This window comes from Exiguobacterium sp. s149, assembly GCF_018618395.1.
GTDB classification, from domain to species: domain Bacteria; phylum Bacillota; class Bacilli; order Exiguobacteriales; family Exiguobacteriaceae; genus Exiguobacterium; species Exiguobacterium chiriqhucha.
On sequence record NZ_JACSLZ010000002.1, the window covers coordinates 1 to 23828 of the forward strand.

The following is a 23828-nucleotide window of genomic DNA, read 5'->3' on the forward strand; positions in this document are numbered from 1 at the left end:
CCGCCAGCGTTCGTCCTGAGCCAGGATCAAACTCTCCAAAGAATTTGATATAGCTCTTTAAAAATGACGAAGCTTGCGCTTCATTCAAAAATTGTAAAACATTTTTGCCTCATCGTTCAGTTTTCAAAGTTCGTCAGTTTAAATGGTGGGCCTAAGTGGACTCGAACCACCGACCTCACGCTTATCAGGCGTGCGCTCTAACCGGCTGAGCTATAGGCCCATAATAAAAATGGTGCACCCTGAGAGATTCGAACTCCCGGCCTTTAGATTCGTAGTCTAACGCTCTATCCAGCTGAGCTAAGGGTGCATATTGGTGCGGTCGAGAGGACTTGAACCTCCACGGTGTTAACCACCACTAGGCCCTCAACCTAGCGCGTCTACCGATTCCGCCACGACCGCAGCGTATTAAGGTGTTACGAGGGATAAAAAATGGTGAGTCATGCAGGGCTCGAACCTGCGACCCTCTGATTAAAAGTCAGATGCTCTACCAACTGAGCTAATGACTCAAATTATAAGCTGGGCCGGAAGGGATCGAACCTTCGCATGTCGGAATCAAAATCCGATGCCTTACCACTTGGCTACGGCCCAACGTAAATGGCGGTCTTGACGGGATTTGAACCCGCGATCTCCTGCGTGACAGGCAGGCATGTTAACCCCTACACCACAAGACCGTTATACGTGCTTAAATTTGAAATGGTGGAGGATGACGGGATCGAACCGCCGACCCCCTGCTTGTAAGGCAGGTGCTCTCCCAGCTGAGCTAATCCTCCGTATGATGGTGACCCGTACGGGATTCGAACCCGTGTTACCGCCGTGAAAGGGCGGTGTCTTAACCGCTTGACCAACGGGCCAGATGTATGTGTTTTCTAAAAAATAAGTGGCGGAGACGGAGGGATTCGAACCCTCGCACCGGTTTCCCAGCCTACTCCCTTAGCAGGGGAGCCCCTTATAGCCTCTTGGGTACGTCTCCAAAATAAAATGGCTCCGCAAGTAGGATTTGAACCTACGACCTACCGGTTAACAGCCGGTTGCTCTACCACTGAGCTATTGCGGAACGTTGCTTGAATTTATCGAAGTAACGATTTAAATTGTAACCGCAAACCAGAAACCTGTCAATCACTTTTTTAGAAAAGCTTTAATATTCCATGTCGTCTCTCGGCGACTTCTATAAGATAGCACAGGCAGAAAAGACCGTCAACACTTTTTCATAAAAAAAACCGAGCAAAATGAAAAACATTTTACTCGGTGCTAGTTCCTTCTTATTTAACGTTTCGGCTCCAACATCGTGAGACTGATCCGTCCCCGATTGGCGTCCACTTGTTCGATCCATACGGTGACGATATCACCGACCGCAACGACATCAAGTGGATGCTTGACGTAGCGATTCGACAATTTCGAAATATGGACGAGTCCATCTTGCTTCACCCCGATGTCCACGAACGCCCCAAAGTCGATGACGTTGCGTACCGTCCCTTGGAACTCCATCCCCACTTGGAGGTCCTCTAAGTTCATTACGTCGGTCCGAAGCAATGGTTTCTGAATATCTTCGCGCGGGTCACGCCCAGGCTTCGCGAGCGACTTCAAGATATCCTCGACTGTCGGTAATCCGGCATCTAGCTTCTCACTTAGCACTTTGGCATCGACCGTCTTTAATCGTTCCCGCAGTTCGGCCGTGCCTACCGCTTGCTTCGAAACACCGAGTTCCTTCAATAGAGAGAGTGTCAGTTTATAGCTCTCTGGATGAATCTCTGTCTGGTCGAGCACATCGCTCCCGTTCGTGATTCGTAAAAAGCCGGCTGCTTGTTCATACGCCTTCGCTCCAAGACGTGGTACTTTCTTGATTTCTTTCCGTGTATCAAAGCGGCCGAACTCATCCCGATACGCGACAATATTTTTAGCCGTCGTCTTATTCAATCCGGATACATACGTGAGCAATGACTCCGAAGCCCGGTTCACATCGACGCCGACCATGTTGACGACACTCTCGACAACGAACTCGAGCGATCCTTTCAACTTGTTCTGACTGACGTCATGCTGATATTGCCCGACCCCGACAGACTGCGGATCGACTTTGACGAGTTCCGCCATCGCGTCTTGAATACGCCGAGCAATCGAGACGGCCGAACGTTCTTCCACTTTCAATTCTGGGAATTCTGATCGGGCAATTTCTGAAGCCGAATAGACACTCGCTCCCGCTTCGTTGACGATGGCATAGGCTATCTCGCGTTCCGCCTTCTTCAGCCAGGTCGATACGAACTGCTCCGTCTCACGGGAGGCGGTCCCATTCCCAATGACGATGACCGAGATTGGATAACGCTTCACGAGCGACGTCAACACTTTCTCTGAACCGGCGACATCATGTTTCGGTGCCGTCGGATAGAAGACACCGACCTCTTCGACTTTTCCAATTTCATTGACGACAGCCCATTTACAACCCGTTCGATAGGCTGGGTCAATCCCTAGGACGACGACCTCACGAAGCGGTGGTTGCATGTAGAGCTGTTTCAAGTTTTTTGAGAACACATCGATTGCCTGTTCTTCAGCCGTCTCGGTCAACTCACTCCGGACTTCGCGTTCGATGGCCGGGAACACCGACTTCTTGAAGGCATCCTTCACGGCGAGCGTAACGAGTTCGCGTTTCTCCGTCGGCAAGCGGTCAAACTTACCGAGCGCTTGTCGTATGAAACCCGTCTCATCGAAGACGACCTTCACTTGCAACACATCAGTGCGCTCTCCACGGTTCAAGGCGAGGATTCGGTGTGGGACGATTCCTGCGATTTTCTCTTCATATTCATAATACTGGGCGAACACTTCTTTCTCATCTTCCGCCTGTTTTTTCTTCTGTGAACGAAGAAGCGCCTCTTTCCGGACTCGTGTACGGAGTGATTGTCGAAGCGTCGCCACTTCGCCCCACTCCTCCCCGATAATCGATTGGACGAACGGAAGTGCTTCTTCAAGCGAGAGGTCCCCCGCTAACGACTGTGCTTCGGTCACCGAATATGGCGTTGGTTGACGATACCAGTCAGCGAGCGGTTGGAGCCCTTTCTCCCGTCCTTGCTCGGCTTTCGTCCGTCGCTTCGGACGATAAGGAAGGTAGATGTCATCGACTTGTTGCAGGCTCGTCGCAGCTTCAAGCGCACGGATCAACTCTGGTGTCGCCTTCTCGAGTTCCTCGAGTTTGGCGAGGACGTCCGTCTTACGTTTGTGCAAACTCTCTTCATATTGTAAGGCATCGAGAATGGCTTTGATTTCCACTTCATCGAGATTACCGGTCATTTCTTTACGGTACCGGGCCATGAACGGAATCGTCGCTCCGTCCGCGGCGAGTTGTTGCACCGTCTCGACTTGACTCGTCTTCAACTTCAAATCTTTTGCGATTTTCGTAATCAATCGAATCACTTCCTTTTCTCTTCTCTCTTGAAGTGTAGCAAACTCACGCGTGGACGACAAAAAAACGATGACCGTTTAGTCATCGTTTGAGAATACTTCATTGAGCGGGACTTTGATGGCCTCGCGTAATTTTTCGAGCGCACGACGCTGTAAGCGCGATACGTGCATCTGTGAAATCCCAAGGAGCTCACCCGTCTCTTTTTGGCTCATGTTTTTATAATAAGCACATTCCAGAATCGCCTGTTCCCGTTCATTCAACACGCTGAACGCTTTTTCAAGGATGAGGCGCTGGTCAACCGATTCGTAACCACGTTCTTGACTCCCGACGAGGTCGAGGAGCGTGACGGTCGAACCTTCGTTGTCCGCTTCGATTGAGCTGTCGACGGAAAGGGCTTGGTAGCTCTTACCCATCTCGAGCGTTTCGAGAATCTCTTCATCTGAAACACCGAGGTGATCAGCAATCTCATCGATGCGCGGTGAACGTTGCAGTTCGGTAGTCAATTCTTCGACCGTCTTCTTAATTTTCGGCCCAAGCTCTTTAATCCGGCGCGGAACGTGGACGCTCCACGTCTTGTCACGGATGAAACGCTTGATTTCACCGATAATCGTCGGAACGGCAAACGACTCGAAACTGCGTCCAAACTCAGGGTCGAAACGACGAAGGGCAGCGAGAAGTCCGATCATGCCGACTTGAACGAGGTCGTCATGAATGGCCCGGCCTCGCGAAAACTTTCGTGCAAGCGCCTCAACGAGGTCCGAGTATCGGTTGATGAGGAGCATTTGGACTTCTTCGTTTTGATCGTCCTGTTGATAACGCTCGATCCACTCTAATACTTCATCATCACTGTGATGGCGTTGTTGAGATTTTGCTGGCACTCTGATCCACCTCGTCCCTGTTAAGGAGTTTCGTCATCGTCACCTTGACACCATTGTCCTTGTTGATCGAGACGTCATCCATTAAGGCTTCAATGAGGAAAAGACCGAGTCCTCCTTCGTGAAGCGATTCGATTTCAGCCGTCTCTTCGACTGGCGCCGCTTGGCGTTTCACGTCGTCGGCAAATGTTTTGCCCGAGTCCTCGATCGTCATTTCGAGACGATCTTGATGAACGCCACACGTAAGCTTCACTTCACCTTCTTGATCTTCATAGGCATGTTGAACAGCATTGCCACAGGCTTCCGAGACCGCGATTTTAATATCCTCGATCTCGTCGTACGTATATCCCATACGGTTAGCGATTCCTGAGACGACTAAACGGACCACACCGACATACTCCGGTTTGGCCGGGAACGTCATCACCGTCTGTTCGATGTTACTCATTGCGTGCCACCTCTTACGTTTGTATTGATCGAGAGCAACTTGTGCAGTCCTGTCAATTCAAAGAGACGGTTGACGCGGTCGGTGACGCCGACGAGCGACAACTCTTTCTCGTTACGTTTGGCTATTTTAAGGGCACCGACAAATACGCCAAGACCAGTTGAATCCATATAATCCACTTCATCCAAATGAACGGTAACATCCTGCTCCGTAATAGCCGGGTGCAAGACTTCCTTCAATTTTGGTGCGGTATATGTATCCACTTCTCCGGATACGTAAAGGTGTAATTGTTCTCCAATGACTTGCTCGCGAATCGCTAAATCCATCGTATATTCCCTCCTAATGTGCGTACAGAAAAATTGAGTACGATTAAACTAAATTCCCGTTTTACAGAATTCTAAACTATTTTTTGAAGATTTTTTTGAAAAAAAACCGATACCCATGTATCGGTTTCTTTATATGTAAGCTAGAGAGGGATTAATCCCAGACTAATCTCTAGCGCTCGGTCAACTTTGTGCATCGTCTCATCATCGAGATGAGTGACTTTATCTGTCAGACGACGCTTATCAATCGTTCGAATCTGTTCAAGCAAAATCACGGAATCTCGTTCGAGACCATGTTTGACTTGATACACCTCTACATGAGTCGGCAGTTTTGCTTTCTGGATCTGAGCCGTAATCGCAGCGACAATGACGGTCGGGCTAAAGCGATTGCCGATATCGTTTTGAATGACGAGAACCGGACGAACTCCACCTTGCTCTGAACCGACTACGGGCGACAGATTCGCATAAAACACGTCACCACGCTTTACGATCACTCCGCTCACACCCCGCTTACTTGACGTAAGAGAGCATGTTCGGCTTCCGTCTCAATCATCAGCATCTCTTCTGCCATATTCAAATTAAACGCGGCCATCTCTTGATAGCCTCTCGCCAATTCTTCGCGCAGTGTTTGTTGTCGATCAGCAATTTCTTTGGACAAGTACGTCACTACATCGTTCAATGACAATGATTCACGATCTTTCATCGAAATCGGACCCACATGTTGCGAGAACCGATCTGGAACGGACGCTAAAGCACCCGCAGTTCGCTGTTTCAACATCTTACACCTCCAGAATCGTTTCAATGACTGGCGGAAATCTTCCCGCGTTCTTTACCAATATAACACGCGAGTTTGGGAAAATATAGAGGATTCCCGAAAGAATTCAGATAATTTCACACGTTTTCCGCTTTACACATAACGTCGTGGGAGGCGGCTCGTCAATTGACAGACGACCTCGTAGTTGATCGTCTCGAGATGCGTGGCCAGTTCATTAATCGCGACCGGTCCACCGATGAGCGTGACGACCGTCCCGACCGGAACTGACTCGGGAAGCCTCACCATGAAGCGGTCCATACAGACACGACCGACAATCGGACAACGGTGTCCGTTTACGTCGACTTTGAATCCGCTCGCTTTACGAATCCAGCCGTCGGCATATCCGACCGGCACGGTACCAATCCACTCATCTTCAGTCGTCGTATACGTCGCCCCGTAGCTGATCGTCTGTCCGGCCTCGAGTTGCTTCACTTGCATGAGCTTGCTCTTCAACGTGAAGGCCGGACGTAAAAATGAATAGAAGGAAGCCATCTCAGCCGACGGATACAATCCATAGAGCGCGATGCCGACCCGGACCAAGTTATACGGCACATCTTGTCCGGCCATGCGGATCGCCCCGGCCGAGTTCGATGTATGGATGTAACGGAATCGCGAGTGGAGTCCATCCATCAATTGAGCGAACCGCTCCTGCTGCTCATAGTAAAGCTCACTGTCCGGCTCATCCGCCGTCGCGAAATGCGTATAGATCCCTTCAATGACGAAACGGTCATCTGCCGCTTCTAAAAGGGCATCAAGTTCGGCGCGGGTCCGCAAACCGAGACGACCCATCCCCGTGTCGACTTTCACATGAACGGTCAGCGGACGGTCAGATAGATGTGTGCACGCCTCACGCAACCAGTCGGCCGAAAAGACGGACAACGTCACATCGTGTTCGGCTGCGACGCCCGCAGTTTCTGGGAACTGGGCCTCCATGACGAGAATCGGCGCTTTAATCCCGGCCTCTCGGAGCTCGATTGCCTCCTCGAGTAAGGCCACACCGAGCATCGTCGCCCCGTTCTCGAGTGCAATTTTCGCGACTTCAACGGCTCCATGTCCGTAAGCGTTCGCTTTGACGACGGCCATGAGCGCTTGCGGGATCCGTTTTTTGATTTCGATTACGTTATGCTTGATCGCCGCCCGATCAATTTCAATCCAACTTGGACGAAACATCGTGATCCCCCTCTTCAATGATGACTTGTGCCACGGCGTATTGCTCGCTGTGGCTGATACTCATATGAATCCGGCCTGAGTACGGCGCCGTCATATGTGGTCGCCCGGCCTCGTCCGGTAAAATTTCGATTTGTTGCCACGACAGGCCCCGGGCAATCCCGGTTCCGACCGCTTTGGCATAGGCTTCTTTCGCCGCGAACCGTCCAGCGACGAATTCGATGCGGCGTTGTTCTGGATAGGCGTCGGCGAGCGCCCGCTCAGCTTCGGTCAACAGACGCGCGACGAAACGGTCATTCTTGATCGAGCGAGCAATCCGCTCGAGCTCGACGATATCGATTCCGATTCCCACAATCACAGGACACTCGCTCCTTTCCTTTTTCACTCGTTTCCTTATACAATTAAGGAAAGAGGTGATGCTATGTTTAGTCGTACTGAGAATGTCCAAACGTTCGTCCGAGCGTATCCGCTCGTAACGCTGTTCATTGTAATCCAACTGCTCGTGTTTGTCATCGATTCTTTGGTACCCGATCTCCGAATCGTCGCACTCGGTGGGTCGTTCCATCTCGCGCTCGCCCAAGGGGAATGGTACCGTCTCTTGACGGCCAACTTCATCCACTTAGGGCTCGGTCATTTGCTGTTCAACTCGTTCGCTTTGATTATCTTTGGACCTGCCATGGAACGTATGGTCGGCCATATCAAATTCGCCGTGTTCTATATCGTCGCTGGTGTGCTTGCCAACCTGCTCACGTTTTTCACGGTGACTGAACTGTTCTACCTGCAAGCCGGTGCGTCAGGTGCGATTTTAGCGATTCTCGGTTTCTACGTGTACATCGGTCGGTTCCGTCGGACGCTCATCTATAGCCAGGACGCGCGACTTGTCTATATCTTCGTCGCCATCAGCGCCGTGTTCACGCTCATCGGTGCGAACGTATCACTCTGGGGGCATGTGTATGGCTTCCTGGCTGGGTTCTTGCTCGCGATTCCGCTCTCCCGGTTCGCGGTCCCGTACTCGCGTCCGCTCCGTTACGGGAAGTACAAGCCGCGCAAGTATTCACCGCCAATCATTCATACGGGTGAAGGCAAATGGATTTTCTACGTGATCGTCGGACTGGCCGTATTCGGTTTGTTCGCCCGCTTCTTATGACAGCATTATTAAAGAGAGGATTCGCCAAAGCGGCGAATCCTCTCTTTTCGTTCAGGCGAGTAGCGTGAGCATGAGCGCCTTTTGCGCGTGTAAGCGATTCTCAGCTTGATCGAACACGACCGACTGCGGACCATCGATGACGTCGGCCGTCACTTCTTCGCCGCGATGGGCCGGGAGGCAGTGCAGGAAAATCGCCTCTGACTTCGCTTGTTGCATGAGCGCAGCATCGACTTGGAACGCCGCGAACTGCGTCACCCGTTCCGCCGCTTCCGCTTCTTGGCCCATACTCGCGAACACATCCGTGTAAATGACGTCCGCCCCCGAGGCCGCAACGACCGGATCTTGCCACAGCGTGACGCTCCCCCCTGTCGTTGCCGCGAGTTCGTTCGCCCGTTCGAAAATGTCGGTCTCGACCGTATACGCTTCCGGCGAGGCGATGCGGATGTGCATCCCGCTGAGCGCGCCCCCGATCATGAGCGAGTGGGCCATATTGTTCCCATCGCCGATGTACGTCAACGTCTTCCCTGTTCTCGTGCCGAACACTTCCTCGACCGTCAATAAGTCGGCGAGCACTTGGCACGGATGATGGGAATCGGTCAATCCGTTGATGATTGGAATCGACCCTGCCGCAGCGAGCGTCTCGACCGTCTCGTGGGCGTACGTCCGAATCATGAGCGCGTCGACATAGCGGCTCATGACTTGAATCGTATCCGTCAGTGGTTCCCCACGTCCAATCTGTAAATCACTGCTGCTCAAGAACAGCGGATAACCGCCGAGTTCGACGACACCGACCTCGAACGACATCCGGGTCCGGGTCGAGGCCTTCTCGAATAAGAGCGCCACTTTCTTGCCGGCGAGCCCCGATTGGAACGCTTCCGGCTGTCGTTTCACCTCGGCCGCGAGTCCGAGCAAGTCGTCAAGGGCGGACGGAGTCAGTTCCTCGAGTGTCAGTAGATGATTGATTGTTTTCGTCGTCATAATGGTAGTCCCTCTCCTGTCTGCATCGTTTGAAGTGAACGGACCGGCATCGGTTCCGCTTGCATCGCTTGTTGATAGTATTCGGCAAGATGTGTCTCCGAGATGACATGGACGCCGTTTCGGACCGCCGTCTCACGTGCCGCTTGCTCTTCTGGTGCGTTCGAGAATAGGACCGACACGTTTTGGAACTCGGTCGTCTCATCAAGCGTTTGATCACTATATGACGACCAGCCTTGGCCGGCTACGGTCTCAGTCCGATTCATGACGCGCGTCGTCGTCGCATCGTAACAGAACCGTTCGGACACGTAAGGGGTCATGCTGAATTGGAGTGTCTCTCCAGTCGAGCGCATGACGGGGCCGGTGAGCGGGTCGACGCCCGGCAATTTCAAACTCGAGAACACCGGTGTCTTAATGGCATAGCCGCTCCATACCGGACGTGCGTCTGGGACGACGGTTGCCAACTCATGGCCGAACGCCGCGAGCGTCGCCCATTCGATGAGTGGTTCCCCGGTCACTTTACTGACGATTGGGACCGTCCGAGATGCACGCGGATTGATTTCGAGCACGTAAATGACGTCGCCTTTCAAAACGAATTGGATATTGAGCGCGCCCCGATACGTGAGTGCTCGTCCAATCGTTTGAACGATGGCTTCAATCTCGGCTTGTTGCGCTTGTGACGTCTTGACCGGCGGCAGAATCATCGTCGAATCGCCCGAATGGACACCGGCCGCCTCAATCTGTTCGAGCAAAGCCGGGACGTAGACGCTTTTCCCATCAGTGACACAGTCGACTTCGAGTTCACGTCCATCGACATACGCATCGACGAGGAGCGGATAGGTCAAGTGTGGTTCGACTTGGTGCAAATCCGCCGCGGTCCGGATAATATACATCCCTTTCCCACCGATGACATAAGACGGACGGACGACACATGGATAGCCGAGACGATCGATTGCGGACGTCAACTCGTTTACTGATCCGACCTCTTCTCCAGGGATGTGGGCCACCCCGATCTCGTCGAGGAATTGATAGAACCGATCCCGGTCCTCCATTTGATCGATGACGTCTGCCGTCGCCCCGAGCAAGTGGTAGCCTTTGGTTTCCAGCGCATGGGCGAGTGAGATGCCGGTCTGGCCGCCGAACTGGATGAGGACGTCCTGACAGCCTTCTGCCTCCAATACGTGGACGACATCTTCAATCGTCAACGGTTCGACGTACAGTTTGTCGGCGACCGTGAAGTCGGTCGACACCGTCTCCGGGTTGTTGTTGATCATAATCGTCTCGACCCCGAGCTTTTGAAGCGCCCAGACCGCATGCACCGAACTGTAATCGAACTCGATGCCTTGCCCGATTCGAATCGGACCAGACCCGATGATGGCGACTTTCTGGCGCTCGCTTGGAACGACTTCGGACGTCCCGTGCCACGACCCGTAAAAGTACGGCGTGCGGCTCTCGAATTCGGCGGCACACGTGTCAATCATCTGGTAGACCGAATGGATGTCGTGTTCGAGCCGTATTGCTGCGATTGTGTCGGCCGTGACATTCATCTGTTGCGCAATCTGAGCGTCGGTGAAACCGAACCGTTTCGCCTGTAACAGGTTCGCTGGCGTGGACAGATTCAGACGGATTGTCGTCACGAGTCGCTCGAACGTCATCATGAAGTGCGGGACGATGCCCGTCAGCGCTTCAAGTTGTGACGTCGTGGCGATTCCTCGGTCGAGTAGCGCGAGGCACGCCAGGAGACGACGATCGGTCGGCGCCGAAATTTCAGCGTATAGCGCGTCGGCATCAGCTGTCGCCATCCAACTCGGATAGAGCGGATTCTGCTCGACACCGGCACCACGCCATGCTTTCTGCAGCGCTTCTTCGAGCGTTTTGCCCATCGCCATGCTCTCCCCAGTCGCTTTCATCTGCGGTCCGAGTGTCCGGTCCGTCCCGTTGAACAAATCGAACGGGAACGTCGGCACTTTCGCCGTCACATAATCGAGGGCCGGTTCGAAGCTCGCCATCGTCCCGTTCGTGACGGGATTGATGCAATCGTCGAGTCGTTCCCCGAGGGCAAGACGAGTCGCAATCTTCGCAATCGGATAACCGGTCGCCTTCGAGGCGAGCGCCGAGCTACGTGAGACACGCGGGTTCACTTCAATCACGTAATAGGCGTCTTCCGTCGGATGAACGGCGAACTGGATGTTACACCCGCCGACGACACCAAGTGCCGAGACGATTCGGAACGCGGCGCTCCGTAACGTCTGATGCATGACATCCGATAGCGTCTGGGCCGGGGCGAACACGACCGAATCGCCCGTATGGACGCCGACCGGGTCGATGTTTTCCATGTTGCAGACGATGATGCAAGTCCCGTTGGCGTCGCGCATGACCTCATATTCGAACTCTTTATAACCGGCGATACTCTGCTCGATTAAACACTGTGAAATCGGACTCGCCTCGAGACCACGTTGCGCGAGCGTGTAGGCGGCATCGATCGTCTCTGCAATCCCACCGCCGGTACCGCCGAGCGTGAACGCCGGACGGACGATGAGCGGGACGCCCGTCTCGGCGATAAAGCCGTCAAGGGCTTCGATCGATTCGATGGTCGTGCTGACGGGGAGCGGTTCCCCAAGTTCGTTCATCTTCTGTTTGAACCGTTCGCGGTCCTCCCCGTCGCGAATCGTCTCGAGCGACGTCCCAAGAAGGGCGATCCCGTATTGTTCGAGCACACCGGCCTCGTCCAAGGCGAGCGCCAAATTGAGGGCGGTCTGCCCGCCGACCGTGGCAAGCAAGTGGGTCGGACGTTCTGTCTCGATAATCAACTCGGCCTTCTCTAACGTCATCGCCTCGATGTATGTGTGATCGGCCAAACCGGGATCGGTCATGATCGTGGCCGGGTTCGAGTTGAAGAGCACGACCTCACAGCCTGCTTCCCGAAGCGCTTGGCACGCCTGTGTGCCCGAGTAATCAAACTCGGCCGCCTGTCCAATGATAATCGGACCTGAACCGATGACGAGTACTTTTTTATGCATAGACGTTCACCCCTTGCTGAATCATTTCGTCGAAGCGGTCAAAGATGGCTTGTGCTTCCTTTGGTCCCGGACTAGCCTCCGGATGGAACTGGGCCGTTAGAATCGGGGCAGTGCGGTGCAACGTCCCTTCGACCGACAAATCGTTCACGTTTTCAAATAGCAGTTCGAGCGGCGTCGCTTCCAAACTGTCCTGTTTGACGACGTACCCGTGATTTTGCGACGTCATCCACACTTCACCCGTCTGGACATTTCGGACCGGATGATTGGATCCGCGGTGTCCGTACGTCTGTTTTTCAATCTCACACCCGAAGGCGAGCGCGAGCAGTTGATGGCCCATACAAATGCCGAGTGTCGGATACGCCAGTGACACTTCACGCACATCATCGAGGTAGTCGATTAAATCACGTGGGTCTCCCGGACCGTTCGACACGAGAATCCCGGTCGGCGCGAGCGCATGGACTTGGGCGGCCGTCGTATCGAACGGAACGACTGTCACCGTGTACCCTCGCCCCACCATCGCTTGAACCATCGACGCCTTCACGCCGAAATCAAGACAGACGATATGTCCGTTCACCCCGTCACCGTGACGCACATGACTTGGCGTCGAAACGGTCTCCGTAATCTGATGTAGGTCCCCATCGAACGACACATCTGATTCAGACGTCATCACACCCCACTGATCGCCGTGTTCACGAAGGGCATGGACGAGCGAGCGCGTGTCGATGTCAGACAGTACCGGCACCCCGGACTGCTCCAGCCAATCCTTCAAGTCGGTCGCCACCCCGTTCCCGGCTAACGTCTGGACGAGTACGCCCGCCACTTGAATGTCCGCACTTTCAGATGCTGTGTCGGTCAACCCATATTGTCCGATGAGCGGATAAGTGAACGCGACGATTTGACCGGCGTACGATGGATCGGTCAACACTTCTTGATAACCGGTCATCCCTGTGAAGAAGACGACCTCCCCTTTCGCCGAGCGCGCACTCGTCTCCCACGTCCCTTTGAACTGTTGACCGCTTTGTAACGTCACTGTCCCCGTCATGACACCATCTCCTTTGTAATCACATGTCCAATGATTGCGAGCGCCTCATCCACTTCGGCTTCTGTAAGCAACAAAGACGGCAAGAAGCGAATCACGTCAGGACCTGCCGCAACGACCAAGAGGCCAGCGTCTCGCAACTGTTCGATCCATGCCGCGACCGATTGCGTCGCGACGAGCCCGAGCATCAAACCGAGTCCACGCACTTCAGTGAATGTCTCTCCGTCGACAAATTGTTCCAAGCCCGCTCGTAATCGCGCCCCCATCGCATTGACGTGAGCAAGTGCGTCCGCCTCGAACAAAATGTCGAGCGTCGCTTCCGCCGCGGCCATCGCGAGCGGATTGCCGCCGAACGTCGAACCGTGACTGCCAGCCGTGAAGACGTGTTCCGCACCTGCTGCTGTCAAAATCGCTCCGACGGGGAACCCACTGCCGAGCCCTTTCGCGAGCGTGACGACGTCCGGTTTGAGCGGGGTCTGTTCGAACGCGAAACGGGTACCTGTGCGGGCAATCCCGGTCTGCACCTCATCGACGACGATTTTGACTCCATACTCGGTCGCTTTCGCTTGAAGCGCTTCGAGCCAGGCCGTGTCAGCGACGACGACCCCGCCCTCGCCTTGGACGATTTCGAGCCAGACCGCAGCCGTCTCGTCATCGATCATGTCGAGTGCGTCCATTTCATTGAACGGTGCGTGCACGAAATCAGCCACCATCGGGCCGAATCCGGCTTTGACCTTGTCTTGTCCAGTGGCCCCAAGCATGGCAAACGAGCGACCGTGGAACGATTTCGTGAACGTCACGATTTTCGTCTTGTTCGTCCATTTCCGAATCAATTTGAACGCCCCTTCGTTCGCCTCGGTCCCGCTGTTACAGAAGAACGCATGCGTCAAGTGCGTCTCCGACACGAGTTTTTCAGCGACACGCGCCTGCCCGCTGATGTTATATAAATTCGAGGTGTGCCACACTTTTTGCAGCTGCGCCTCGAGCGCTTGGCTCACGTGTGGATGACGATGGCCCGTCCCGCAGACGGCGATGCCCATGACGAAGTCAAGATATCGGTTGCCTGCCGTATCGGTCACGTAAGAGCCGTTCGCCTGTTCGATTTCAATAAGTCGTTGTCCGTATGTCGGTAGTAGTGAATGCATGGTGCACCTCCTGTAGTGTTGTCCCGGGATGAGCCGGTTGCTTGCCGTCACGGATGACGGCGACTTCAATGCCTCCTGTTAAAGCGCCAAGGAGCGCCTCGGTCTTCGGAATCATGCCCCCATAGATTTGCCCCGAAGTGATGGCCGTTTCGATGTCTTCGCGCGTGAGCGTTTGACGGAACGTCCCATCGATGCGAATACCCGGCACGTCGGTAATCATTTCAAAACGATCGGCCTGGAGCGCGACCGCGACGGCAATCGCACAATCGTCCCCGTTACAGTTCAACGTGCCTTCCGGTCCTTGTAGAAGTGACGTCACGACAGGCACGTAGCGACCCGCGAGCAACAGCTCGAACAAGTCTGTCTCGACCCGGTCGACTTCACCGACCGCCCCGAGTTCCACCAATTGCTTTCCTGTCAGCGTCTGTCCGTCCACACCCGAGAGACCGACCGCTTGAATATGATGACGACCGAGGGCAGCGACGATTTCGGTCTGCATCTCCCCCGCGAGCACGCGCTCGGCACCGGTCAACACGTCCGCTGTCGTGACACGACGTCCGTCTTGAAACACCGGTTCGATTTGTTGGTGCTCGCAATAAGCGGACAACGCAGGTCCACCCCCATGAACGATCACAAGTTCATGCCCTGCGTCGAGCCACGTCCGCCACTCGTTGAAATAGTCCGGATGGAGCGTGTCCCAAACGCTCCCGCCGAGTTTGACGATTTTCCGTTGTTTCATGTCCGGTAACTCGCGTTGATTTTGACGTAATCGTAAGTCAAATCGCAGCCGTACGCCTGACCCTGTCCGGTGCCGTCCTGCAATCGGATTTGGATTGAGACGACGTCTTGTCCCATCTCTTCTGTCGCGAGCGCCTCATCGAACCAGACCGGCGCACTTTCCATCAGCACATGCTGTGACCCGATGCGGATGTCGACGTGGTTCACGTCAATTGGTTGCTCCGAGGCACCGATGGCGGCGATGATGCGTCCCCAGTTCGCATCTTGTCCATAGACGGCCGTCTTCACGAGCGACGAGCCGACGACTTGTTTCGCAATCATCCGAGCCGCCTCATCCGTCTTCGCCCCGACGACCTCGACCTCAATCAATTTCGTCGCCCCTTCCCCGTCACGAGCAATCGCCTTGGCGAGATCTGTGCACACGTCAGTCAACTCTTGGCAGAAGCGGTCATAGGCTGTTGTCCCTTCGATGATTTCATCCATCTCGGTCAGTCCGCTCGCCAAAGCGAGCACCATATCGTTCGTCGAACTGTCCCCGTCGACGGTGATGCTGTTAAACGAGGCGTCCACGCTCTGTTTCAGCGCCCGTTGCAACACGTCGGGCGCGATGACGGCATCGGTCGTGATGAAGCCGAGCATCGTCGCCATGTTCGGATGAATCATTCCCGAGCCTTTGGCCACACCTGCGATCGTCACGGTCGCTCCTCCTTCGGTGTACTCGACGCCCGTACATTTTGTTCCCGTATCGGTCGTCAAAATCGCTTCCGCGAACGACTCCGCCCCCGCCTCCTCATGAATCGGTTCAAGCAAATCGATCCCGTTTAAGAGCGTCTCCATTGGCAACAGTTGACCGATGACACCTGTCGAGGCAATCGCCACTTCTTCCGGTTTGACCCCGATATGTTCGGCCGCCTTATCGCGCATCGTATACGCGTCCTCGAGCCCTTGCGGACCGGTGCAGGCGTTGGCGTTTCCACTGTTAATCAAGACGGCACGAATCTTCCCGCTCGACGCGTGTAGCGTTTCTTTCGTCACTTGAATCGGGGCCGCTTGAAATTGGTTCGTCGTATACACCGCGGCGGCACTAGCCAGCTGTTCGCAGACGAGCAACGCCAAATCTTTACGTTTTCGTTTTAATCCGGCGTGAACTCCGCACGCTTGAAACCCTTTCGGCGCGACGACGTGGACGACAGGGCTGATCGTTGTTTCAATCATCCGTTTGACCTCCTTATATGTACTGGGGTTGTTCATTCAACCCGGCTGTTTCGTTTAATCCAAAGCGGACATTGGCGTTTTGAATCGCTTGTCCGGCCGCACCTTTTTGCATATTGTCGATGACCGAGATGATGGTCAGTCGATTCGTTCGTTGGTCGAGGTACACCCACAAATCGCAGTAGTTCGACCCGACGGCCGTTCGAATCTCCGGTTCGCCTTGTTGCACCCGGATAAATGGTTCATCCGCGTAAGCCTGTCGCAATGCGTCCACCCAATCCGCTTCGCTCTGCTCAAGCGTCGGGACGACGCTCATCGTCGCCATGATGCCTCGATTGATGGGCAACAGGTGTGTCGAGAGTGACACGGTCGCTTGCGTCCCGCTCACTGCATAAAGCGTCTGTTCAATCTCCGGGATGTGTTGATGCGTATGGATTTTATACAGTTGCACGTTTTCGTTGGAGCGGGCGTGGTGCGTCTTGGCGCTGAGTCCCTTCCCGGCACCCGTAATTCCGGAGCAGGCCGAGACGATGATTTCGTTCGGGTCGATCCAGCCTCCGTTCACGAACGGCAATAAGCCGAGCGCGACCGCCGTGGCGTAACACCCGGGATTGGCAATCCAATTGGCCGACCTTATAGTGTCTCGATTCCATTCCGTCAATCCATATACCGCCTGCGCTTGTAACGATGCCGGTAAGGCCGGTTTGCCATACCACGTCTCGTAGCTCGATGCCGGCAGACGTAAGTCTCCGCTCAAATCGATGACTACCCCTTCATATTCCGTCAACTGCGTAACGTATTGCGCCGACACCCCGCTCGGCGTCGCTAAAAAGATGACGTCGATGTCGTCCAATGCGTCCACTTGGAACGGCTCGAGCGTCAAATCTTCAATCTCTAACCATGGATACAGTTGCGCGAGCGTCGACCCGGCGCTCGAGTCGCTCATCGCCCGGACGAGCGTGAACTCGGGATGTTTGCCGATGAGCTTTAACAGCTCCATCCCGGCGTACCCCGTGACGCCGACGATTCCACAAGTGATCATCTGCCGAACCTCCTTAAAAGAATAAATTGATTAAAACATACGTATATTTATACTGTCAATTGTATTTTTATACAAATTGAATAGAGCGATGCTCGCCGGAACATGAAAAAACGGCCCGGTGCAACAGCACCGGACCGTGGACATGAATTAGATTTGATTTTTATGACGAGCGTCTTGAAGCGCATCGACCAAGTCTTTCACGTCTTCGACAAGATTTTGAATCGTATCTTGGTTCTCTTCGTAGAGCGCCTTCAAATCCATGACGCGATCTTTCAAACTCGCTTTCGAAGAGGCTTGAAGGCCGACCGAATGAGCTTGTGTAGACGTATCGTGTGACTTGAGTCGTGATTTCATATGCTTGAGCTGGCTGACTTGTTGCTCGCGCGTCTCTCTGTGGAGAAGCGATGCCCCGGCTCCGATGACGGCACCTGCGGCCATACCTAACCAGAAATAGTTCTTGTTCATAAAAAATCCTCCCCTAACGTGACGTTATGTTTATTATAGGTCATCTGTTGCATCGACGACATAGTGTTTTATGATCGGACCTGCTCCTTTTTGTTCGACGGCTTCTTTCAGCCATTCTTGGAACAAGACGTAGTCGGTCGAATCACGAAAACGATTCCCGCCTTCGGTGAATTGGATGAAAACAACCCCGTGGTTGTCTTCCGGGTCGACACCGAGCCGATAGGCGGCAAAACCGCTATGGCCAGACCCAAGGCGTGATTTGTCTTTCAACAAACGATGGAACAAGAGCGACCGGGCGTTCGAATCGACCGGAATGTTCGCATAGACAATATTCCCTTTCGGGGCGAATTGTCCTTCTGCTTCTTCGATTTGAAACGTCTTTCCGCTCTGGAACGGAGACTTGTCCCCTTCGGCGAGTAAAATCGTTTCCGTCCCGTTTGCGACGAGCACACCCGGTTGTTGACGCAATCGTTCAGCGACCGTACCTGAGGCAAATGTCATGAATAGCTTAGACAAGCTCCTCACAACCTTTCGCGAGCATGATGTCTTTCTCCGTGATTCCACCTTCGTCATGCGTCGACACGGTCAACGTGACGTTCCGATACTCGATTAAGATGTTCGGATGGTGATCGAGCGACTCCGCCAAATCGGCGACGAGATGGACGAATTGAATCGCCTCTGGAAACGTCTCGAGACGATACGTCTTTTGCAATTCTCCTTCGACAACGTCCCAGCCGTTTAAGCGGGACAGTTGCTCTGACAGTTCGGTTGATGACAGCAGCATGTGCTGATTCCCCTTTCGCAAACAGTTCTTCTTACACTTAGTACCCGACCGCAATCAAAAATAATCTTTTTCGCTTTACGCAAAATGATTTAGAATAAAAAGGATAGCCAACTATTCTTCACATGAGAGAGGAGATCTCGCCATGCGAGCATTGATTGTGATCGACTACACGTTTGATTTTATCGCAGATACGGGTCGTTTGACTTGTGGAAAACCAGGGCAAGACATAGAAGAACGAATCGTCCAGTTAATCGAGGAGTTTGCGGACGAGGATTATGTCGTCATCGCGAACGATGTCCACGACGCCGGCGACACGTATCATCCTGAGACGACGCTCTTCCCGCCCCACAACATCCGCGGCACGGAAGGCCGTGAACTGTATGGAACCGTCAAAGCGGCAGCAGCGCGGGCCGACCATTGGATCGATAAGACACGCTACAGTGCCTTCGCCGGGACCGACCTTGATTTGCGTTTACGCGAACGGGCCATCACGGAAATCCATCTCGTCGGTGTGTGCACGGATATTTGTGTGCTCCATACGGCAGTCGACGCGTACAACCTCGGCTATACAATCGTCGTCCACGCCGATGCCGTCCAAAGCTTCAACCCAGTCGGACACGATTGGGCGCTCGAACATTTTGTCACGACACTCGGGGCCACTGTGACCGGGAAGTGACGTAAAACAGAAAGGAACGATTATGTTACATCGCAACCTAGCGCTTCACACTGACCTATACCTCCCACGTTGGATGTATATCTATTGGAAACAAGGTCGTCACAACGAACGGGTCGTGTTCGACCTCTACTATCGCTCGAATCCGTTCAGCGGGGGCTACGTCGTCTTCGCCGGCCTGCAAAACATCGTCCACTACTTAGAGAACGTCTCGTTCACGGAAGAGGACATCCATTACTTGAAACAACAACTCGACTTCGAGGACGAGTTTGCGGACGTACTCCGCAACTTCAAGTTCACCGGCTCGCTCTATAGCGTCCGTGAAGGAGAAGTCATCTTCCCGAACGAACAAGTCGTCCGCATCGAATCGACGATTTTTGAGGCGAAACTGTTCCAGACGGCGCTCTTGAATATCGCCAACCATGAATCACTCATCGCGACGAAATACGCGCGTATCCGTCAAGCCGCGCCGAATGAGACGTTGCTCGAAGGCGGGGCCCGTCGCGCCCAAGGTGTCGATGCTGCGTATTACGGGACTCGGGCCGCCTATATCGCCGGTTTCGACGTCACGAGTTTAGTTTCGGCCGGACGCGATTTTGATGTCCCGACCGGCGGAACGATGGAACACGCCGACATCCAGTTCCATGATGAGGAGCTTGAGGCGTTCCGCTCGTTCGCCGAGATGTATCCAGACAACACGAGCCTGTTGATTGACACGTACGACACGCTCAAGTCCGGTCTTCCGAACGCGATCACGGTCGCCAAGGAACTCGAGGCGAAAGGCTATCGCTTGAAGTCGGTCCGACTCGACTCAGGTGACTTGGCCTACTTGTCGAAACGGGCTCGGAAAGCACTCGATGCGGCCGGACTCGACTACGTCAAAATCGTCGTCTCGGGCGACCTTGATGAGTACGTCATTCAAGACTTGCGGATGCAGGGCGCTGAAGCCGACACGTTCCTCGTCGGGACGCGCGGCATCACGGCCTACGAACAACCCGCGCTCGGCATGGTGTACAAGCTCGTCGCCCGCGAAGGTGCCGACGGGAAGCTGAAGCCGGTCATCAAAGTCTCGTCTTCGAAAGTGAAGACGACGACACCACACAAGAAAGAATTGTATCGCATCATCGATAACGAGACCGGGAAGTTCAAAGGGGATTATATCGCCCTAGCTGACGAGCCGGTCGAGACGTATAAAGAGATCGACTTGATTGATGTGCGCGACCCAGCGTTCCGCATCAAGACACGCAACTTTAGTGTCAAACGTTTGCTTGTCCCGATTTTCCAAGACGGCGAACGCGTCTATGACTTACCGAACGCGACAGAAATCCGCACGTATCATCACGAGCAGATGAACGGTCTGTGGGAAGAGTACAAACGCCTCCGCTTGCCGGAAGTGTACTCGGTCACATTCAGTAAACCGCTCTGGGACTTGAAGCTCGAGATGATTCGTCAAACTCGGATCCCGAAATAAAAACAAGAGGCTGCGGATTTTTTTCCGTAGCCTCTTGTTTTATGCCGTCGTCATCTCGTTCGCATGGATTTTATCTTCTTTTCTCCGAAAGTAAAGTGCGATTGAAAGAGAGATCAAAATCAATATGAAGTAAACGGTCCGTTGCCAAAACGTCGCTTCCGTATCCCCTTGGAACAACGCGATGATATAATCACTCCCGCTCACGAAAAACAATCCCGCGAGCAAGAGAAAGATTCGATATCCGGCCCGACTCCGCTCCTGCTTTACTTTGAAGAAAAGGACACCATAATAACCGATTGCTAGAATCGTGATATACCCGATTATGCCAACAACCCAACTCATCTTGATGCCTCCTTGTCCTCTATTTTTTTACGTCGCTTCCCCGCTATCGTAACACAATCTTCGAAGCAGACTATGTTAAGATGGATTAAAGAAAATGTGGAAGGGACCGATATGATGAAAACGTTCCGCCTAGTCCAAGTTCGCCTCGTCCAAGACGAGTATGGCAACGAGTTGAACCTCCCCGTCGAACTGCTCGATGGGTTGATTATCTCGAAAGAGCATGACAACGAATGGCTCCTCGAGATGCTCGTTCCGACCGAATTTGCCGTCACGCTTCATCACTATTTGAATAAGCGAATCCTGCTCCTTGCCGAAGCCGTCATCACGTCACCGGCGAACCGCCCGGCCGCCCTCGCGTTGACGTTCACGAGCGAACGGTCGCTCAGCGACCATCACACGTTCGTCGCGGAAGGGCTCATGCTGATGCCGAAACAAGATCCGACCAAGCAAGTGCTCGATTCGTTGATTTCCGAAGGCGTGGCGAACGCCGAACTCAAACCGTCCTTCTTCGAAAAACAAGTCGAACAGCAGCAGTCGTTCAGCCGCTCCGCCTTCACCCAGCTCGTCAAGACAGGATCGTTCGAATAAATCGAACGGTCTTGTTTTTCTTTCCCCGTTTTTATAAAATTCTCAACCAAAAAAGGCGAAGAAGTTTCTTCGCCTTAGATGTAGATGAAAAACAAGATGACCATCATCGTCATCCCGACAACTTTAAGCATCGTGCTGCCGAGGAAAGCGAGTACGGTCCCGACACCGATGCTCCACGCTTCCCGCGTCGACTTCCCGAGCGTGAGTTCCGCTAAAAACGCGAAGATGAACGGGAAAATGAGCACTCCGACGAGCGGGAAGATGAACGGCCCTGCAATCAAACCGATGGTCGCTCCCCACTTCGCCCGTTCAGAGCCGCCCCGTTTATCGACCGTAGCCCGGGTGACGATATAGTCGACCACGAACAGGAAGATCAAGAACAAAATCTGCCAGAGCCAAAACGTCCATGTGAGCGGCTCGAATGAGAAACCGAAGCCATAAATCATGTAACCGATGAATAAGAACAAGACGCTCGGGATGACCGGATAAATCAATCCCGCGAACGCGACAACAAATGAAGCGATGATGAATATCCAGAGCAATGTCGTCATGAGCTTCTCCTCACTTTGCGACGATCACATTCGTAATATGGTCGGCGACATTGACCGCCTTGACCACGAACTGACCGTCTTGATGTTCGATATAGTTCGAGCAGGCGTTGCGCATGGCATGACGGAACGTATACGTGTCATCAATCGCCGACAGGGCGGCTTTAATCGCATGTGAATGACAGACGGCGATGACACGCTTCCCGGCATGTGTCTCGACGAGATCGCGCATGCCGCTCAAGACGCGGGCCCGCATCTCATCCTCGGACTCAAGACCGGGTACGCGGTCTTGATCGTCGGCTTGAACGGCCTCATAAATGCCCGGTACCGGTTTTCCCGACGCGGCTCCGAATTCACGCTCGATGAAGCGCTCATCTTGAATGATGTGTGCTGCGTCGATGCCGCACGCCTCCGCGATGTAACGCGCCGTGTCGACGGCCCGTGACAACGGGCTCGCCACGATAACGTCCCAAGATTCTTGACTTAAAAAGGCCGCACTCTCTTCGGCCTGCCGATGTCCGAGTGCGTTGAGCGGGATATCTTCCCGTCCTTGAATGATTTCTTGAAAATTCCAATCGGTCTGACCATGTCGGACCAAACAAAGTTCTGTCACGCGAGTCACTCCTTTTTGATTCCTAAATCCTATCCCATCGTACCATCTTTGCGAAAAAGCGCAACGTCACATCATCGCGTCATCGATGAAACGGTCGATGCGAGCCATGAGCTGCGTTTCTTTGATCGGGTTGTCGGATTGGAGAAAGCTCGCTAACGAGTGTGTGCCGTTCGGGAAGGAAATCAGTTGCACGTTCGCACCGACCTCACTCGCGTGTTCGACGAAGTGAAGCGCCTGTCCGAACGGGACGATCGGGTCTTTCTTTCCGTGCAAGATGAGAATCGGTGGTGCATCGTCATAGAGATGTGTGACCGGCGAGCACTTCACCATCAGCTCGCGCCACGCTTCGCGACTCCCCTCATAAAATTTCAAATGAGCGAGCCACGTCTGGATGAACTTGAACAATAAGAAGTTCGTCGGCGGATAGAGCGCGATCACCCCTTTAATCGGTGGCACGTCATCTCCAAGTTCACCGGTGAACTGTTTGCTTCGATCGAGCGCCGTCGCTAAGACGAGGGCCGCACCTGCCGAGTCACCCCAGACGATCAATCGGTTAATATCCAAGTTGAGCAGACCGTCGTGCTGTTTCAAATAACAGAGCGCATCGGAGACGTCGATGATGTTGTCCGGGAAATAGACCCCATCCTCGAACAGACGATAGTCGATACTGATGACCGCGAACCCTTTGGCGAGAAAATGGTCGAGTAACGGATGGAACAACGTCACCATGCCTCGGTTCCCTCGGACGAACGCCCCCCCATGGGCATATACCGCGACCGGGAACGGTCCATCCCCTGGCGGATAATACACGTCAAACTGGAGCGGGCGGTCATTGACAATCTTGTACGTGTGCGTTCGACGTTTACGGGTGGAGGGTTGCGCCGGCAATTCGGGCTCTTGCCAACGCACGAGCGATCCATACTGGTTCCATACGCTGGCCCCTGCTGCCGTGGCGGCCGCGAGTGCCGCACCTCCGACGAACCAGGCGGTCTCCTTTCTCATATACATCCACTCCTC

At 53.8% G+C, this 23828-nt stretch carries 26 protein-coding genes and 10 tRNA genes; 4 read left to right on the forward strand and 32 right to left on the reverse strand.

The genetic code is table 11. The annotated features are described in order from the left end of the window. Window positions 1–143: 143 nt before the first annotated feature. From KNP81_RS03125 to acpS, 18 genes are all read right to left on the reverse strand, one after another. Window positions 144–220 (reverse strand) — tRNA-Ile (locus tag KNP81_RS03125). A gap of 10 nt (window positions 221–230) precedes the next feature. Beyond that, window positions 231–307 (reverse strand) — tRNA-Arg (locus KNP81_RS03130). Between the two features lie 4 nt (window positions 308–311). After that, window positions 312–399 (reverse strand) — tRNA-Leu (locus tag KNP81_RS03135). Window positions 400–430: 31 nt separating this feature from the next. Next, window positions 431–506 (reverse strand) — tRNA-Lys (locus tag KNP81_RS03140). 10 nt (window positions 507–516) lie between these two features. Beyond that, window positions 517–588 (reverse strand) — tRNA-Gln (locus KNP81_RS03145). A gap of 7 nt (window positions 589–595) precedes the next feature. Further along, window positions 596–671 (reverse strand) — tRNA-Asp (locus KNP81_RS03150). A gap of 23 nt (window positions 672–694) precedes the next feature. Next, a tRNA-Val gene (locus tag KNP81_RS03155) sits at window positions 695–770 on the reverse strand. A 6-nt stretch (window positions 771–776) separates the two neighbouring features. Beyond that, a tRNA-Glu gene (locus tag KNP81_RS03160) sits at window positions 777–851 on the reverse strand. A 27-nt stretch (window positions 852–878) separates the two neighbouring features. Beyond that, window positions 879–970 (reverse strand) — tRNA-Ser (locus tag KNP81_RS03165). 9 nt (window positions 971–979) lie between these two features. After that, window positions 980–1054, reverse strand: a tRNA-Asn gene (locus tag KNP81_RS03170). A gap of 209 nt (window positions 1055–1263) precedes the next feature. Continuing rightward, window positions 1264–3390 carry a Tex family protein gene (locus KNP81_RS03175; protein WP_214718827.1) on the reverse strand — a complete coding sequence of 709 codons (2127 nt, stop codon included), beginning with the start codon at window positions 3388–3390 and terminating at the stop codon, window positions 1264–1266. A 75-nt stretch (window positions 3391–3465) separates the two neighbouring features. Continuing rightward, window positions 3466–4266 carry an RNA polymerase sigma factor SigB gene (gene sigB, locus KNP81_RS03180; protein WP_021068185.1) on the reverse strand — a complete coding sequence of 267 codons (801 nt, stop codon included), beginning with the start codon at window positions 4264–4266 and terminating at the stop codon, window positions 3466–3468. Continuing rightward, complete coding sequence (gene rsbW, locus KNP81_RS03185; protein ID WP_021068184.1) at window positions 4232–4708, reverse strand: anti-sigma B factor RsbW; 477 nt, start codon at window positions 4706–4708, stop codon at window positions 4232–4234. The genes sigB and rsbW overlap by 35 nt, the downstream gene beginning before the upstream one ends. Continuing rightward, window positions 4705–5031 (reverse strand): STAS domain-containing protein, encoded by a 327-nt coding sequence (locus tag KNP81_RS03190; RefSeq protein ID WP_021068183.1) that lies wholly within the window; start codon window positions 5029–5031, stop codon window positions 4705–4707. Before KNP81_RS03190 ends, rsbW begins: the two co-directional genes overlap by 4 nt. A 140-nt stretch (window positions 5032–5171) precedes the next feature. Beyond that, a complete protein-coding gene (locus tag KNP81_RS03195; RefSeq protein ID WP_029596222.1) occupies window positions 5172–5522 on the reverse strand; it encodes a type II toxin-antitoxin system PemK/MazF family toxin in 351 nt (116 codons plus the stop codon). Window positions 5523–5527: 5 nt separating this feature from the next. Then, window positions 5528–5806 (reverse strand): hypothetical protein, encoded by a 279-nt coding sequence (locus KNP81_RS03200; protein ID WP_021068181.1) that lies wholly within the window; start codon window positions 5804–5806, stop codon window positions 5528–5530. Between the two features lie 129 nt (window positions 5807–5935). Continuing rightward, window positions 5936–7012: an alanine racemase gene (gene alr, locus KNP81_RS03205; protein WP_214718374.1), complete on the reverse strand. Its 1077-nt coding sequence runs from the start codon at window positions 7010–7012 to the stop codon at window positions 5936–5938. Beyond that, a complete protein-coding gene (acpS, locus tag KNP81_RS03210) occupies window positions 6990–7367 on the reverse strand; it encodes a holo-ACP synthase (protein WP_214718376.1) in 378 nt (125 codons plus the stop codon). Before acpS ends, alr begins: the two co-directional genes overlap by 23 nt. Window positions 7368–7430: 63 nt before the next feature. Here acpS and KNP81_RS03215 point away from each other — a divergent pair, with 63 nt between their 5' ends. Beyond that, window positions 7431–8156: a rhomboid family intramembrane serine protease gene (locus KNP81_RS03215; RefSeq protein ID WP_214718378.1), complete on the forward strand. Its 726-nt coding sequence runs from the start codon at window positions 7431–7433 to the stop codon at window positions 8154–8156. Window positions 8157–8207: 51 nt separating this feature from the next. On the opposite strand, the gene argF is transcribed toward KNP81_RS03215, so the two are convergent. From argF to KNP81_RS03265, 10 genes are all read right to left on the reverse strand, one after another. Next, the gene (gene argF / locus KNP81_RS03220) at window positions 8208–9134 is read right to left on the reverse strand and encodes an ornithine carbamoyltransferase (protein ID WP_214718380.1); all 927 of its coding nucleotides are present in this window, start codon (window positions 9132–9134) and stop codon (window positions 8208–8210) included. Next, window positions 9131–12151: a carbamoyl-phosphate synthase (glutamine-hydrolyzing) large subunit gene (gene carB / locus KNP81_RS03225; RefSeq protein ID WP_214718384.1), complete on the reverse strand. Its 3021-nt coding sequence runs from the start codon at window positions 12149–12151 to the stop codon at window positions 9131–9133. The genes argF and carB overlap by 4 nt, the downstream gene beginning before the upstream one ends. Next, the gene (locus KNP81_RS03230; protein ID WP_214718389.1) at window positions 12144–13193 is read right to left on the reverse strand and encodes a carbamoyl phosphate synthase small subunit; all 1050 of its coding nucleotides are present in this window, start codon (window positions 13191–13193) and stop codon (window positions 12144–12146) included. The genes carB and KNP81_RS03230 overlap by 8 nt, the downstream gene beginning before the upstream one ends. Further along, on the reverse strand, window positions 13190–14335 hold the full coding sequence (locus KNP81_RS03235; RefSeq protein ID WP_214718396.1) for an aspartate aminotransferase family protein: 1146 nt from the start codon (window positions 14333–14335) through the stop codon (window positions 13190–13192). The genes KNP81_RS03230 and KNP81_RS03235 overlap by 4 nt, the downstream gene beginning before the upstream one ends. Further along, window positions 14295–15074, reverse strand: a complete 780-nt coding sequence (gene argB, locus KNP81_RS03240; RefSeq protein ID WP_214718398.1) for an acetylglutamate kinase — start codon at window positions 15072–15074, stop codon at window positions 14295–14297. Before argB ends, KNP81_RS03235 begins: the two co-directional genes overlap by 41 nt. Further along, window positions 15071–16288 carry a bifunctional glutamate N-acetyltransferase/amino-acid acetyltransferase ArgJ gene (gene argJ / locus KNP81_RS03245; protein WP_214718400.1) on the reverse strand — a complete coding sequence of 406 codons (1218 nt, stop codon included), beginning with the start codon at window positions 16286–16288 and terminating at the stop codon, window positions 15071–15073. Before argJ ends, argB begins: the two co-directional genes overlap by 4 nt. 13 nt (window positions 16289–16301) lie before the next feature. Continuing rightward, a complete protein-coding gene (gene argC, locus KNP81_RS03250; RefSeq protein ID WP_214718402.1) occupies window positions 16302–17327 on the reverse strand; it encodes an N-acetyl-gamma-glutamyl-phosphate reductase in 1026 nt (341 codons plus the stop codon). Between the two features lie 147 nt (window positions 17328–17474). Then, window positions 17475–17792 carry a hypothetical protein gene (locus tag KNP81_RS03255; protein WP_021068170.1) on the reverse strand — a complete coding sequence of 106 codons (318 nt, stop codon included), beginning with the start codon at window positions 17790–17792 and terminating at the stop codon, window positions 17475–17477. A gap of 33 nt (window positions 17793–17825) precedes the next feature. Next, complete coding sequence (locus KNP81_RS03260; RefSeq protein WP_251130260.1) at window positions 17826–18308, reverse strand: hypothetical protein; 483 nt, start codon at window positions 18306–18308, stop codon at window positions 17826–17828. Beyond that, a complete protein-coding gene (locus KNP81_RS03265) occupies window positions 18301–18576 on the reverse strand; it encodes a 4a-hydroxytetrahydrobiopterin dehydratase (RefSeq protein WP_021068168.1) in 276 nt (91 codons plus the stop codon). The genes KNP81_RS03260 and KNP81_RS03265 overlap by 8 nt, the downstream gene beginning before the upstream one ends. A 142-nt stretch (window positions 18577–18718) precedes the next feature. Between KNP81_RS03265 and KNP81_RS03270 the strand changes: the two genes are divergently transcribed. Further along, window positions 18719–19252 (forward strand): cysteine hydrolase family protein, encoded by a 534-nt coding sequence (locus KNP81_RS03270; RefSeq protein ID WP_021068167.1) that lies wholly within the window; start codon window positions 18719–18721, stop codon window positions 19250–19252. A gap of 22 nt (window positions 19253–19274) precedes the next feature. Then, on the forward strand, window positions 19275–20720 hold the full coding sequence (locus tag KNP81_RS03275; RefSeq protein ID WP_214718404.1) for a nicotinate phosphoribosyltransferase: 1446 nt from the start codon (window positions 19275–19277) through the stop codon (window positions 20718–20720). Between the two features lie 39 nt (window positions 20721–20759). Here the strand turns inward: KNP81_RS03275 and KNP81_RS03280 are convergent, their stop codons facing one another. Continuing rightward, window positions 20760–21062, reverse strand: a complete 303-nt coding sequence (locus KNP81_RS03280; RefSeq protein ID WP_131471580.1) for a hypothetical protein — start codon at window positions 21060–21062, stop codon at window positions 20760–20762. A gap of 111 nt (window positions 21063–21173) precedes the next feature. On the opposite strand from KNP81_RS03280, the gene KNP81_RS03285 reads away from it, so the two are divergent. Beyond that, window positions 21174–21650, forward strand: a complete 477-nt coding sequence (locus KNP81_RS03285; RefSeq protein ID WP_251129049.1) for a YwpF-like family protein — start codon at window positions 21174–21176, stop codon at window positions 21648–21650. A 74-nt stretch (window positions 21651–21724) separates the two neighbouring features. Here KNP81_RS03285 and KNP81_RS03290 read toward each other — a convergent pair whose 3' ends face one another. The 3 genes from KNP81_RS03290 to KNP81_RS03300 form a co-directional block, all read right to left on the reverse strand. Then, complete coding sequence (locus KNP81_RS03290; RefSeq protein ID WP_214709337.1) at window positions 21725–22201, reverse strand: DUF456 domain-containing protein; 477 nt, start codon at window positions 22199–22201, stop codon at window positions 21725–21727. Between the two features lie 10 nt (window positions 22202–22211). Next, window positions 22212–22811, reverse strand: a complete 600-nt coding sequence (locus KNP81_RS03295; RefSeq protein ID WP_214718406.1) for a histidine phosphatase family protein — start codon at window positions 22809–22811, stop codon at window positions 22212–22214. Between the two features lie 66 nt (window positions 22812–22877). Next, window positions 22878–23813 carry an alpha/beta hydrolase gene (locus KNP81_RS03300; RefSeq protein WP_214718410.1) on the reverse strand — a complete coding sequence of 312 codons (936 nt, stop codon included), beginning with the start codon at window positions 23811–23813 and terminating at the stop codon, window positions 22878–22880. Window positions 23814–23828 lie beyond the last annotated feature (15 nt).